Origin of the sequence: Ancylomarina euxina (genome assembly GCF_003863355.1) — a bacterium.
In the GTDB taxonomy this organism is placed as follows: domain Bacteria; phylum Bacteroidota; class Bacteroidia; order Bacteroidales; family Marinifilaceae; genus Ancylomarina; species Ancylomarina euxinus.
Genome location: NZ_QQWG01000019.1, coordinates 73,722 through 87,476, shown reverse-complemented (window position 1 = coordinate 87,476; position 13,755 = coordinate 73,722). Strand labels below are relative to the sequence as shown.

Genomic DNA, 13,755 nt, shown 5'->3' with positions numbered 1-13,755 from the left:
AGACACAGCTTTACAATCTGAAGACACAGCTTTACAATCTGGAGACACAGCTTTACAATCTGAAGACACAGCTTTACAATCTGAAGACATAGCTTTACAATCTGAAGACACAGCTTTACAATCTGAAGACAAAGCTTTACGATCTGGAGACATAGCTTTACAATCTGAAGACACAGCTTTACAATCTGAAGACACAGCTTTACAATCTGGAGACACAGCTTTACAATCTGAAGACAAAGCTTTACAATCTGAAGACACAGCTTTACAATCTGAAGACACAGCTTTACAATCTGAAGACACAGCTTTACAATCTGAAGACACAGCTTTACAATCTGAAGACACAGCTTTACAATCTGAAGACATAGCTTTACAATCTGAAGACACAGCTTTACAATCTGAAGACACAGCTTTACAATCTGAAGACACAGCTTTACAATCTGAAGACACAGCTTTACAATCTGGAGTCAATAGGTATAGTCATGGAACTGTGTCTGGTCATTTTTGTTTGTATGTTCAGTTAAAAGCCCTTATGTCATGTTGAGAAGTGGTGTATTAATCGCATAGCCTTTTTTTAGGCAATCGATAACAACCGTTTCCAAACGCTTAAATAAACTTTCAGTTTCATAAGAGGTAATACCTGTGCCCTCTTGTGAAATCTTTCGTATCAAATCTTCCTTGCCCATGATCCCAATGCTTGAGGGTCGGGCAACACAGTCATCTGGCGTTGGAGTTAAATAATTCTTATTTAATGAATATTCCATAACAATCAATTAGAACATTAACATTATTTTACATATATCTTGTTTCCAGTCAAGAATAATGAGAGGCTGTGTTTTTATAATGAATTTTAGTCAATAAAATTAATCCATTTTAAACAATTTTTCGATCATTAAACAGGTGTTTGTTTAAACTAGCTAGATTTAAATAAACATCCACTCGCTCGTTCTATAGAATAGTATATAAGTTGAATTGATAAAGAAATAATTCTTTATAAATATTTATTTGAATTTAAAAGCCAGCCGTCACCTTTATCTCCCACTCTAAGGAATAAATCACAGTGCCGTAAACGTGGAGGAGCCATTAGTATAATGGTATTCACATAAAGAATGGCTTGCGTATTGAAAGGCCTCATGAAATTCTTAAATGAGACACCGAGACTCTTTAGATAGCTCAATGCTTATTTTTAATGATTTCAATCAAGAGATCAATATTTAACTTAATTACAAGAAAGACTAAATATTGTTTTACTGCAAACATTCTACTCTACTCGCTTAAAGTGTTTTTTATGATTAAAACAAACATCTAAACATCTAGATTTAAAGATGATTCAAACAGCTATCCGTAGCCCCTCTCATGATCTAATTGTCAAAAAACATTAAAATCAAAATGGTTCGATTTAGTATGTAAATCACTTTCCAAATCGTCTATCTTTTAAATTCTTAACAGTAAATCTGAAATTAAGAGATTAATTTAAATTGGCTTTCTCTATCTTATTTTACTTAATTCCTCAACTTACTGTCTGGCTGATTGTTTTCATTTGCACTATCATGTGGATTGACTAGTTTTACCGCGCATAATAATTTACTGTAGGATGACTTCACTGATGTGAAATCAATTAAAAAGCTGCGAAACAGACCTACAGCAAACAAACCTAATAGAAAAGAAAATCATGCAGGAAGATCAAAAATCCTACAAATCGCAACGTAAAAAAGCGAACGAATTCGAGAGTCGAGAAGAGTATCTTGAACACGAATTAATCATTATGAAACTCAGACGCTGGCGCATTCACCTGCCATTCAGAGATTTCAACATCGAACTGGAAGACTTGGTTCCAGCTCTTGCAGCCACTATTGGTAAAGTGGTGATGGTAACCGCAATGGTTGCTGTATTTGCTGCTCAATTCGGACTAACTCCCGATTTTGTTGCAGAGAACGTTCGTTACGAACTTCTGATTGCAGGTGGTATTTTTGTCCTTCTTTTTTCGGCCATCCTAAACCCAACAGCTAACCTTGCCGGAACTCATGGTCCTATGATACCGCTTATTCCAATTATTGCTGCCGCTGGAGGACATCCTCTTGCTTTGGGTATTTTAATTGGGGTTTTTGGACTAACATTAAGTATTACCAAAGGAGGTTCCAAATTGATGAACCTAACAGGTGTTGGTGTTCGTGGTGGTCTCCTCATCTACTTAGGTGCTGTTGGACTAATCGGTCAGATTAGCAAACTAGAAATTTGGTCATCGGGTACGGGTATTAATGCCTTATCTTTTGCCGTTATTGGTGTCACCATTTTGATTTATGCCTACTTGGCGCGTGTTAACAAGCGCTGGTTAGCGATTCCACTTTGTTCTGCACTAGCTGGTGTTATTGCCTTTACGATGGGAGCTGATTTCGCTTTTACTACTGAACCTGGGCTTCCTCATATGAATCCTATGTGGTGGTGGGGTGAAGATACAGGATGGAAGCTTGGTTTGCCTAATTTGGGTCACTTTATAGCTGTGATTCCTTTCGCTATTCTTGCTGTTGCCATGTGGACGCCTGACTATTTAGGACACCGTGTTTTCCAGGAGTTAAATTACCCTAAAAAGGCTAAAAGTGTTCTTATGGATGTGGATGATACCATGACTGTCGCTTCTATTCGCCAGGTTATTGGTGTTGCATTAGGTGGTGGTAATATCGCCTCTTCATGGGGAACCTATATGATTCCTGCTGCTATTGCTAAGCGTCCTATTCCTGGAGGTGCTGTTCTAACGGCTATCCTTTGTGTACTGGCTTCTGTTCTTGGTTATCCTATGGATTTAGCTATGTGGGAACCTGTTTTAAGAGTCGCATTGATCGTAGGTGTTTTCTTACCTCTATTAGAGGCAGGAATGCAGATGGTTCACAAGCACAAAGATTCTCTTAGTGCGGGAACTTGTATTTTCGCTTGTGCCTTTGTAAATCCTGTATTTGGATGGGCTTTCACTATGCTTCTTGATAATATGGGACTCATTGGTGACCGCGAGCGTGCTAAAGAATTATCTTTAAAAGAGAAACTAATTATTCCAGGTGCTATGTTTATCATCTGTATTGTATCTCTAGCCATGGTTGGTCAACTACCAGGTATTCCGGGTATTTTCTAAACCAAACACGATATTTGTAATATTTTAAAGGCGGCTCAATTGGGTCGCCTTTTCTTGTATTTTATTTCGAATAAAACACAAGCATTATTCTAAACTTATTCTAAATTTAGCTTTACAATAAAAACGACTCTTGGGATATACGACATGCCATATAAATTGATTAATTTAGTCAACCCGATTAGTTTTAAACCCAATAAATATTACAGATCATGAACGCAAAAAATAATTTTAACGATCCTATGGATAGAAACCCCGCAAATTGGCGAGGTGTTTTTTATTATAATCCCAAAGACCCCAGGATACGTGTTCCTAAGCAAGATCCTATGAGAGGTTGGACCCTGAACTTTGCTAGCCCCTACGCTTATGTCTTTATAATTGCCATTATGGGAATTATTGCTTTCTCCATGTATTTAGGGTTATAATTAAAACCAATAAAAAATCCCAAACTTTTGAGGTTTGGGATGTATTGAATCATCGGCTAAATTAAAACACTCAGATCTCAGACTAAACCTTCCGTTTCTCACAAGGGATGGTAAAAAAGAAGCTTGTGCCCTTTCCTATTTCACTCTCGCACCAAATAGCGCCAAAGTTTTTCTGGACAAATTCGTGACAAAGGATTAAGCTAAGCCTGTACATTTCTCTCCTATATAATCAACTAAGTTGTGCTTGCAACTTGATTCTAGCAGATTACACTACAAGCAAAAAGAAGGATTTGGCTTAAACCACATTTAAAAAAAATCAGTTGGCATCAGCCCCCAATAATCTGAGTCCTTCAAGAGCAGAAGGATCCTGAGGAAAATACCACAGGCATTTTTCGAAAAGGATTAAGGCCTCACGACTTTTTCCCATACGATAATTCGTCCATGCCAGCATAATAAGGGCATCGTATTTAAAAGGGTACAAATCAACTACTTTTTTAAAGTGAATATGTGCTTTTTCATAGGCTTCCTGTCCATAATAGATCAATCCCAATCGGTAATTAGCCACGGTTTGGTTTGGCGATATCTCTAGTATTTCTTTGTAAAGATTTGTTACCTCAGCCCATTTTCCAATAGCGGCTTTGGGCAATACCAAACCAAATTTTGCTTCTTCAGCATAGGGCTTCAGGTTAATCGCACGCTGATAATGCGCAATAGACTCAATAAATACACCTGCCTGATAATTGAGCCAGCCTAAACGCAAGTTAATTTCATACGAATCCTCGTCATAAACTTCTTTCAACTGATCAAGAGCATGCGAAAAGTCGCCTTCCTTCTCATATTCATAACTTTTCTCAAAAGCTGTTCTAACAGTCTTAAAGTCTTGTCCTGACAACTTGCTGCACACCATTAACAAAATAAGAAAATTGAATGATACGTGTTTTATTATCCTTAAAAGTTCCATGTTATTCCTCCAGTTATCGATTGTACATTAATGTCCTGACGATTTATCTTATCGTTTATTATATAGCCGTTTCTTTCTTTCTGATTTTGATACAGAAGAAATAGGTTCAACTTTCCTTTAACCAGATATTGATAGAGACTTATCTCTTTTTTGTTTTTTATCAAGTTTACGCCATTAAATACAGAATACCCTTCGTTCTCTACATGCTTGAACATATCTCCAAAACTATATCCCACTTGTGCCCAGGTATTTTTTGCTAATTGAAAACCTGCTCCGCCTTTCCAATATCTACGATTCAACCAGCCTCTTTCCAGTTTCTCCTCCAACTGATTGGTAAAACTAGCTAGCAAATAAAACTTAAGATTCCCCTGAGGATAAAAATGAACAGATACCTCTTGCTGCCAACGAGTCAAATCATCCATATTAGAATACAATAGTCCAAGATTCACCTTCCAATTGGATAGTTCCTGATGAAGCCCCAAATAACCAACAAAACTGTTTTGACTGATAGCATAGGGAGCAATTTCAAGAGCAGATCCTACAGCTCCATTTCGTCCATCACCATTTGCGTTTAATTGATATCCTTTCACCTTTGTCTGTACCCAATGTCCTGCAAGAGCCAGCTCAGTTCCCCAGTCTATTTGAAAAGAGCTCTTCAGGTAATATTGATTTTGCTTGACCTTTTCGTTAAAATGGAAGCCCTCCGACACGATAGAATTCTTTAAATCTACGCGGCTATAGGCGTGCAATATCTCAGTTCTTTTGCCCAGCTGATGATTTAACCCCACACTATAATGATGAAATTGATTGCGAACCGTTTGTTGTTGAATTTGGTCGGAATCAATGGCATAATCATCCAGAAATTCATATTTGGTTTCAGCATAAATTCCAGAAATAAGCTTTATTTTATCTATATCGTATTTATCGCGAATAGATTGGGCTAAATCGTTTTGCAGACGCCTGGCATCCATGCTTCTACCACCAAGAAGATAAGAAAAATACAAATACTCTTTTACACTTGCATCCTCAGGATTTTGACGATATAAATCTTTAAAAAGGACAGCTGATTTGCGATACTTCTCCAACTCGTAATAGGCTATACCCATTCGCAAACGTAAGAGGTAAAAGTCAATACCTTGTTTAATGGAATTTTCACCGACCATAATCAATTGTTTCCATTCCTGTTTTTGATAAAGGGCGTAAGTTTCCATGTTCACCTTACTAACGCTCAAAGTTTTCTGAGCATGAACTAATGAGCTAATCAAAATAGCCAAAATTAATATGCTTGCATATTTCCACATCTTATTTCCAGTATTTTACCTTTTTTATGAATCTTAATTCGTAGTGAAGCTCCACTTTCAACACTAATTTCAGTTTTCAAATACTCCTTCTTATTAGGATAACTACAAATCACTTTAGATTCCAGTTCAATTTTTTCGGAACTTATTCCATCCGTTTTATTCAAATAATTCATTTGATACTCCGAACGCAGATAAATGTAGAATGGAGCTATAAAATCCTGAACAAAGAGGTTTCTCGCCCCATAAATCAGGTTGGGAGGTAATTCTGCCTCTACATTCAAATTTGGGTAGAAACCCAGGTAAACTTTATAGCAAGACAGGTACAGATAATACAGAAGAGAACGTCTATTCCCTAAATAATTATGGAACTGCAAAACATTAGCCTCCAAACTAAAATACGCCCTTGAATGAGTAGAACTACAATATAGGTAGGTATTGGCCAATGTGTCCGACTTCACTTCAAAATCCCATTTATTTTGCTCAAAAACCTTTCTCTGATCACTCCCTGCTAGCACCTCGAAGCTAAACTTCTGTCCCGCCTGAAATCCCAAAGATTGAACCAATAAAGGGTGAGCTTCACCTCTAAGTAGTTTAGCCGATTTTGCAGGCTTAGCATACGATTTAAGCACAACTTGCTTCTCTATTCGCTCCATATAATGAGGCAGAGCAAGCTCTAAAGTGGACGAACCAATGTAGGGAGTCGTTTGAAACTGAAAGTGGATGTGAGGAAAGGGTGACCTTCCTGAATTACCGCAGGTTCCCAGTATGTCCCCTTTTTTTACAAGATCTCCCTTTTTCACCTTAAAACTATCTTCCCTGAAGTGACTCAACTGAGAATAAATGCCACTGTGATGATGAATGACCAAGCTATTTCCCCAATTCTGATCTAAATTGACTTCGCCTATTTCATTATCCGAAACACCATCCAGAATATTTACGACCTCCCCATCAGCTGGGCACAAGATCATTTTATTGTAACAGTAGTAATCATCTACAAGATTACCCTGTTTCTTATACTGTTTGTCCTCATCATCTACAATGGCAAAATCCCAGGCATGACGCCATTCATCTTTATGTGTGTATTCCCCATCATGAGCCTGGGTAACCGTCCATTCTCCAATAAAAGGCAACTGAAAATCTGGTAATCCTATGGAGGCTATTCGAAGGGCATTATTTCTAAAGAAATACAAATTCTTTTCGGGGGAATTGTGCTGCACGCTTACCTCCTGCAAGTTCGCATTAGGCTTATATCTCAATTTTAATATATATAAGAATAGAAGTGTAACCACATTAAACGGAAGTGCATAAATGGATAGCCTATAAGGTGCAAACCACTGCATGCTACTTAGGGTAATTAATACCACTATTGGCAAAAGAAGCACTATCCATAAATAGGAGTAAAAGGATGGAATAATATAAAATCCGCCCAGAGCTATTGAAGTTAAAATAAAATTAAACCCAATATAAGTATAACTCAACTCGTTGATATTTGCCCCAATCAGGCCATAGAAGAAATAAGCGACATAGAATCCAAATATCGCAAGTGTAAAGGCGATTCGGGAATAAAAAAGTAAGCCTAAGAGAATGAGTAGGCCGGCCAGCCAATTACTTTGAAAAAAAATGGCACCAAGCGATTTAAGAAAAATAGATACCGAAGCATGCAATTCCCAATTTTGAATACTATGATATAGATTTACCAGAGACTGCCCCCCAATATCATAAAATTCATTGGCTTCATAAATACCTCTTTCACTAATACCAAGAGTGCTTAGATCACTATTGGCCATCATAATCATCCATAGACCTAACAAAAAAGGAACACTTAAAAAAGGTAAGGCATATTTTGTAAGCACTCCCTGTAGAAACAGTCCGATGAATAGTGTTAAAACTGAGGACAGGATAACAAGTAAAGCAATTTCAATACCTGGCTGAAAATACAAACCTATCCCCAATCCAACCAGGAGGCTATTAAAACCATAGGTGCCATCTTTGATATAAAATGGGGAAAACCCCATTATAAAAGCAATGACATTTGCCGCCACCAATGAAATCAGCCCGGCTACCCCAGCCCAGATATCGAAAAAACTAACCAAAAGCAGCAGTAAGGCAAAGGTTTTGTTTCGTGAAAAAAACACCTGAGCATAACTGTTTAGGATGGCCTCTCCCAAAAATAATATGTTCTTTTTATACGTTCCCATTATGTTTTAAGATGCTCAGGAATCGTTTCCATTGCATTGAACTGTTCATAGGTTTCTTGCTTTCGAATGAGGTGTACTTTTCGATCCTCATCAATCAGCAAAACAGGAGGTCTTAGCTTTATAAATTGCATCCATTGGGTCATATTATAGGCTCCAATACGTGGAATAACCACAGCATCACCTCTTTGAAGAAGAGGAAATTGAACGGCTTCCCGTATCACATCTATATTCATACAAAGCGGCCCATAAATCGTCGTATTTTCTGTTTGTTCCGATTTCAATCGAGTTGGCAGTACGTCATGCTCATACCAGAAAGAGGTAAAAAGCATATTTACGCCGACATCAATCACCGTTGCCCTGCGTCCATCCACCAAGCGCTTGTTTGCCAAAACACGTCCCAATATAAAACCGGCATCATCAACCAAGGCCCTACCACACTCTAAAATCAGAAGAGGAAGTCTTTCTGGAGGTAATTCACTGGCAAGCAAAGCAGAGGTTAAGGCTTCAGCATAATCATCGAAAGACGGACAAGTGTCTGAGCCAGGAAGGTAAGCACCCTTGAGGGTGTTTTTCGATGCAAAGCCACCGCCCAAATCAAGATACTTAACACTATGGTTAAACTTTCGAAACAAGCGAATAGCCAAGTCAGCCATTTTTTTTGCCGCAATAGCATATGCACTTACGGCAGTGATATAAGTTCCCATATGAGTGTGTAAACCCAATAATTCCATATAATCATGTAACATGACACGAGTGAGAACGTGCCAGGCTTCCCCATTTTCAAGGTTAAAGCCAAAACGATCCCACTGAGGATAGATGCCCGCATCTAAATTTATTCGAAGGGCTACCTTTGCTTTTTTATTGAGATTTTGAGCCAGTTCTCCCAGAAAATAAAATTCATCCAAACTATCCAAATGGACCATCGCTCCATCATTTATAGCCCTTTCTAAATCCGCCTTAGATTTTTCAGGGCCATTAAATATGATCTGATCACCTGAAATTCCATTTTCAACGGCTTTACTATATTCAAATCCGGAAACAACTTCGGCCCAGGCTCCCTCAGAATGAAAAATTTTACAAACCGCGTTTAGATAGTTGGTTTTGTATGACCACGCGAACTGCACTCGCGGATAACGAGAAGCAAAGGCTTTTTGGGCTTGTCGATAAGTATTGCGGATACAAGGCTCTGAAATCACATACAAAGGAGAACCATACTGATCCATGATGTCCTTTATGGCAACCTCTTCGATATGACTCATGACAGGAACACGAGTACTCATTCCAAATTTATCGGGCATACCCGCATTAACTTTATTAATTATAGGTCGTTCGTATTCTAATTTTTCCATCTGATTGGGTATTGAATTGTTCTCTTTTAAAAAAAACGACAAGGCTTATTTATTTCAAAGAGTAAATCTAATTTTCCACTTACATTTCTCCGCTAACCGATAAGTTTCCAAATTGAGAGATGTCACCAATTAAATCGTAGGAATATCGGATGAACATTTTCCCAACTTCATAATTTGAAAAGGGTGGCGGATTCAATCCTAAAGCGAGTTTTACCAAAGCTTCGGGTAGGTTTTGTCCAGATGCAACAGCCAAATAGACCCATGCAGGAATTCGGGGATTAATTTCAATAAGATAATACTCATTTTTATTAGTTTTAATCAATTCCAATTCCATTCCCCCCTGCCATTTGGTCTTTCTGATCAAGTCTCGTGTTAATTCCATCATTTTATCGTTCTGTATGGTGATGCCTCCCCAGGCTTTCCCTTTATCAGTGATATACTGCTTACGCATTGGAACCGCACCTACTGTATTTCCCAAGCCATCGCCCAGAGCAATCACATTCACCTCAGTGCCCCTTATAAACTCCTGAATGATGACAGGCATTCCCCATTTTGCTGAAATTCTATTAAAAAAACTATTCACCTGTTCAGCAGAATAAGCCAAATAGGCATCGTAAAATTTACCTTTCACAAGCAAGGGGTATTCAAACGAATCCTTAAGTTGTTCAATATCGCGTCTATGTGTAATAGTCTTGCTGAATGGAACCTTAACCCCATACTTCTCACCGTACTGGCTAAGATTTGCCTTTTGCCGCTCCTCAAACTGATCCATAGTTGGGAGAAAAGTCTGAATCCCTATTTTTTGAAGTCTTTCCCTAGCCTGAATGAAAGTGTAGAGCTCTGCATCAAAATTTGGTATGATAACATCAAGTCTTTCTTTGGAGTGAATGTACTCTATCCTCTTAAGTAAAGTATTCATTCCTGATGATGGGTAGGGAATCTGATAAGCTTTGTCAACCATATCAGGCATATAAATGCCTGGCTCCAGGTTTTCATAGGCCAAACCAATAATTCTAACATCAAAATCCTTACTTTCCCTGAGCCCCCGAATGACTGGTATCCCAGGTCCGGGATTATCCGTATTATTTAGCCCTGTTACGGCGATATGATATTTAGTTTTTTTCATTTTCACCTATCTAACAATTCGTTATGCTGCAACATTTCCAAAAAGTCTTCCAGATTCTTTTCAAGCGTTACCAGATCCACCTCATATCGATCAAAAAGTAACTGCTTGACATCCGCGACATCATTGCCTTCCTTTAAAAAATTTACTATTTCTCTTGCAATAGGATTTAAAAGAAAAGAATCTCCCGTTTCCGGATTAAATAAAAATCCATTTTCACTGATCGCGATATTTCTTTTTAGTTTCATGATTCATGGATTAACTAATGATCTAAACAAAGATTGTTTTATGTTTTTCAAAAAAAAGTATTAGACAAAAGCATACGCAACTCCAACAATCTCAGACCATATTTTTGATATAAATGATCTCCGTATAAAATTGATCACTATTATTCAGCATTTTCGTAATGATAAGACGAGATATAGTTATATTATTAAATATAAGGCATATAAATGGATTACAAAATTATTTTGTCAATGTCCCAACAATTTGACATGAGTTTAAGCGTACATTCTAAGAGCCAAGATCTGGTTTTTTGTAATTATCTAAATGGAATTAAGTTATTGGCTTCAGCCTACATGGCACAGTATAAAAAAGAGAGTGCTAAATCTCAGGCACCCTCTTTCTTCTTACAAAAACTTAGTATATACAATCCATTCTTTAATACTAAGAGGCTATTAATTAGATTCGGGGTATGCGAAAGACAATAGGGTTCAAATCTTACCTTCTTCCACCTTTACCCTTACCTCCTGAAGAACCGCCGTCTCCTTCATCAGACTCTGTATCATCACCTTTCCCATCTGGTTTATTACCATGAGATTCTTCCTCAGGCACAAAATTAAAAGGAGAAAAACTTCCCCAAGTAATAGGCATATTATGTACCCAGATAGGTGTTAACTTTTCCCAAACCAGAAACTCTTCGTTGTTGTGTACAACTTCAAGAGCCTGCACATAATCATCAGCCTGACAAGCAAATCCAAGAGCTCCAGTTGTAGGCTGGTCTTCTTTATCAGTATACCTGTATATATTAATTGCATCCTGAGTTAATGGTTCAAGTCCCATTAAGATATTGTGCAAAACCATATTATCCTTAAGGACTTCTATGTGTGAACCAATTAAAGCTCCAGTATCTGGATCGTAATCTCCAACAATGGTAACGTAATCCAATAGAGTTTCCTGAAATTTTCTTCTATCATACTCAAAGCTGGAATAATCAACATAGTAACGATAGCGTGAGTATTCATGCTTATCTGTTTTGTCCATCATTCGAATCTTCTGTTCGATCGTAGGCAAAAAGCAATTAACCTGCGAGGCTGGCATATCAATACCCGTTCCAATAACTTCCGGAATTCCCATAAATAAATTAACAAAAACAATCTCATCAATATTCAGTGTATTTGATTTATCGGATCCTGCAGAGATACAAGCTGCTGCCAAATTCATGAGAAGTTGACATTCGTCGCCATAATTCGTTAGGTAGGAATAGGGCTGTGCTCCCGCATCCCAATTGTGATCAAATCTAAATTGAAAATTGAAGCCACCCAAACCTAATTCCTCTTCGATTAAGAATTTTAAACCATTATCCTCCGCTGATTTAGTAAAACCATTCAGCAAGAGTTCCTTATAAATAGCCAAATTCTCAAGAGGTGAGTCAATCGGTTTATCTTCTGCCCCTTCTTCTATTGCAGCATCGGTCCGGAACATCATAATACGACCACAAAAATCTCGAGTCACATTCGCAACAGTACCATCGCCAAAATTCTTGATAACCTCAGCTAGTCGTTTTTCAATGACAGTAGCTGGTGATCGAATGATATCTAAACGACCAAATTCAAGAGGCACAACACAAGCTGCAACTTCAGGTAATATTTCCCCTTCTGCATCATAAAGTGCGATAACGGATTCAGGATCAACAAAATTTTCATCAAGAACAAATGTTAACGATACGGTTATAGGAATCTGATCATCTTCAGGATTCGATGATGGCTCATAAGTAACGTATCCATCTGCATCCCGCACCAAAGCATTAATAGTAAAAGAACCATCAAGTCGGGGATTAACAACATCAATAATACCCTCAACTAAATTGTCTTGGTAATCAGTACGATATTTCAATTCATAAAGGATTGGAACACCCGAATTATCACGTTCCATTTGCCATAAATCGCCATACAAATCAGCTTGATCGACATCGGTCTTCTTACCTCCTCTTTTCAGTTCATGACTTACAGTGTCTTGATTCTCATTAACATCCAAAACATCATCTTGGCAAGCAGGAGTGGAAACAATCCCGATGAGAAGTAAAACAGCATAGAATGAAAGTAAACGTTTTTTCATAGCATATAAGTTTTAAGTGTTTATTATGAGCTGCAGAATAACGTGTAATTAGGAATTATTAAGTTAGGGACAGTTATTTTGTTTATCAATCCTCATTTTGTGCATTTTCAGTGACTAATTTGCTCACTACAAATCAACAAAACCATAGATCAATATAAACAGATAGTAAAAAAACAGATGTAATTAAAAATTAAACGTGTAACTTGAGGGGATAACAAATAAGAATGATAAAACCAATCAACATATCAATCTACTATGATCAGCTTCTGGTGGCTGAAGGTTATAAAGCGGTCTTGTCTGGTCATAAACAATTTCATATTTCTAATTTAATAGAAAATGACGTTGATATTTTAAAGAAAATAAAATATAATGAAACTGATCTATTAATCATCGAATTTTCAGACATAACCAAAGAGAATATTACATATATAAACCACTTACATAAATCACTGCCAAGTCAGAAGTTACTTATTATATCAGGATCAATCACCCATAAATTCATAAATCCCTTAATTAAAATTATTGATGGCTATCTGTTAAGAACTTGCTCTTCAGAAAAATTAATTTTAGCGATTCATGAAATCTTTGAAGGTAGAAAATATTTATGCTCACAATTAATTCCGATCCTTTTAGAAGACAATCACGAGAATGGCTTCAAAATTGATCTCACTTCACGGGAGAGAGAAGTTTTATCATTGCTATATACCACAAAACACAATTCGGACATTGCAGAAAAGTTAAACATTAGTCAAACAACTGTAAGAACACATCTCAAAAATATTCGTCAGAAATGTGGTAATAAAAATGAGGTGCAGTTGATGAGATATGCCTGTAATAAAAATCTACTAAAAGATAACTGTATCCCTCTTTGCCCTAACTGCAGGTTTTTTTTGCAAAAAAAATGGGCGCTAATATAAGAAGCTGTATAATATATATTAAGATT

General features: G+C 37.2%; 12 protein-coding genes. 4 read left to right on the top strand and 8 right to left on the bottom strand.

What is annotated here, in order from left to right; all coding sequences use genetic code 11:
• On the top strand, positions 1 to 541 hold a 541-nt coding region (locus DWB61_RS17690), incomplete at its 5' end, for a prolipoprotein diacylglyceryl transferase (protein ID WP_225423406.1).
• Here the strand turns inward: DWB61_RS17690 and DWB61_RS15040 are convergent.
• A complete protein-coding gene (locus DWB61_RS15040; protein WP_125031741.1) occupies positions 528 to 761 on the bottom strand; it encodes a DNA-binding domain-containing protein in 234 nt (77 codons plus the stop codon). The two genes, DWB61_RS17690 and DWB61_RS15040, sit on opposite strands and share 14 nt — an antisense overlap.
• Before the next feature lie 908 nt (positions 762 to 1,669).
• Here DWB61_RS15040 and DWB61_RS15035 point away from each other — a divergent pair.
• Both DWB61_RS15035 and DWB61_RS15030 read left to right on the top strand, forming a co-directional pair.
• Positions 1,670 to 3,121, top strand: coding sequence for a DUF3360 family protein (locus DWB61_RS15035; RefSeq protein WP_125031740.1), 1,452 nt, complete (start codon positions 1,670 to 1,672; stop codon positions 3,119 to 3,121).
• A 209-nt stretch (positions 3,122 to 3,330) separates the two neighbouring features.
• Positions 3,331 to 3,543 carry a DUF5808 domain-containing protein gene (locus DWB61_RS15030; RefSeq protein ID WP_125031739.1) on the top strand — a complete coding sequence of 71 codons (213 nt, stop codon included), beginning with the start codon at positions 3,331 to 3,333 and terminating at the stop codon, positions 3,541 to 3,543.
• 316 nt (positions 3,544 to 3,859) lie between these two features.
• Here the strand turns inward: DWB61_RS15030 and DWB61_RS15025 are convergent, their stop codons facing one another.
• The 7 genes from DWB61_RS15025 to DWB61_RS14995 all read right to left on the bottom strand — a co-directional run bounded on the left by DWB61_RS15025 (position 3,860) and on the right by DWB61_RS14995 (position 12,812).
• Entirely contained in the window at positions 3,860 to 4,450 is a 591-nt protein-coding gene (locus DWB61_RS15025; RefSeq protein ID WP_125031738.1) for a tetratricopeptide repeat protein, read from the bottom strand.
• Between the two features lie 41 nt (positions 4,451 to 4,491).
• Positions 4,492 to 5,805 (bottom strand): tetratricopeptide repeat protein, encoded by a 1,314-nt coding sequence (locus tag DWB61_RS15020; protein ID WP_125031737.1) that lies wholly within the window; start codon positions 5,803 to 5,805, stop codon positions 4,492 to 4,494.
• Positions 5,781 to 8,003, bottom strand: a complete 2,223-nt coding sequence (locus tag DWB61_RS15015; RefSeq protein ID WP_125031736.1) for an urea transporter — start codon at positions 8,001 to 8,003, stop codon at positions 5,781 to 5,783. The genes DWB61_RS15020 and DWB61_RS15015 overlap by 25 nt, the downstream gene beginning before the upstream one ends.
• Positions 8,003 to 9,352, bottom strand: a complete 1,350-nt coding sequence (locus DWB61_RS15010; RefSeq protein ID WP_125031735.1) for a type III PLP-dependent enzyme domain-containing protein — start codon at positions 9,350 to 9,352, stop codon at positions 8,003 to 8,005. Before DWB61_RS15010 ends, DWB61_RS15015 begins: the two co-directional genes overlap by 1 nt.
• A 79-nt stretch (positions 9,353 to 9,431) precedes the next feature.
• Positions 9,432 to 10,478, bottom strand: coding sequence for an ATP-grasp domain-containing protein (locus DWB61_RS15005; protein WP_125031734.1), 1,047 nt, complete (start codon positions 10,476 to 10,478; stop codon positions 9,432 to 9,434).
• Between the two features lie 2 nt (positions 10,479 to 10,480).
• Positions 10,481 to 10,723: a PqqD family protein gene (locus tag DWB61_RS15000; protein ID WP_125031733.1), complete on the bottom strand. Its 243-nt coding sequence runs from the start codon at positions 10,721 to 10,723 to the stop codon at positions 10,481 to 10,483.
• 472 nt (positions 10,724 to 11,195) lie between these two features.
• On the bottom strand, positions 11,196 to 12,812 hold the full coding sequence (locus tag DWB61_RS14995) for a hypothetical protein (protein WP_125031732.1): 1,617 nt from the start codon (positions 12,810 to 12,812) through the stop codon (positions 11,196 to 11,198).
• 224 nt (positions 12,813 to 13,036) lie between these two features.
• On the opposite strand from DWB61_RS14995, the gene DWB61_RS17905 reads away from it, so the two are divergent.
• Entirely contained in the window at positions 13,037 to 13,729 is a 693-nt protein-coding gene (locus DWB61_RS17905; RefSeq protein ID WP_125031731.1) for a LuxR C-terminal-related transcriptional regulator, read from the top strand.
• Positions 13,730 to 13,755: the final 26 nt, after the last annotated feature.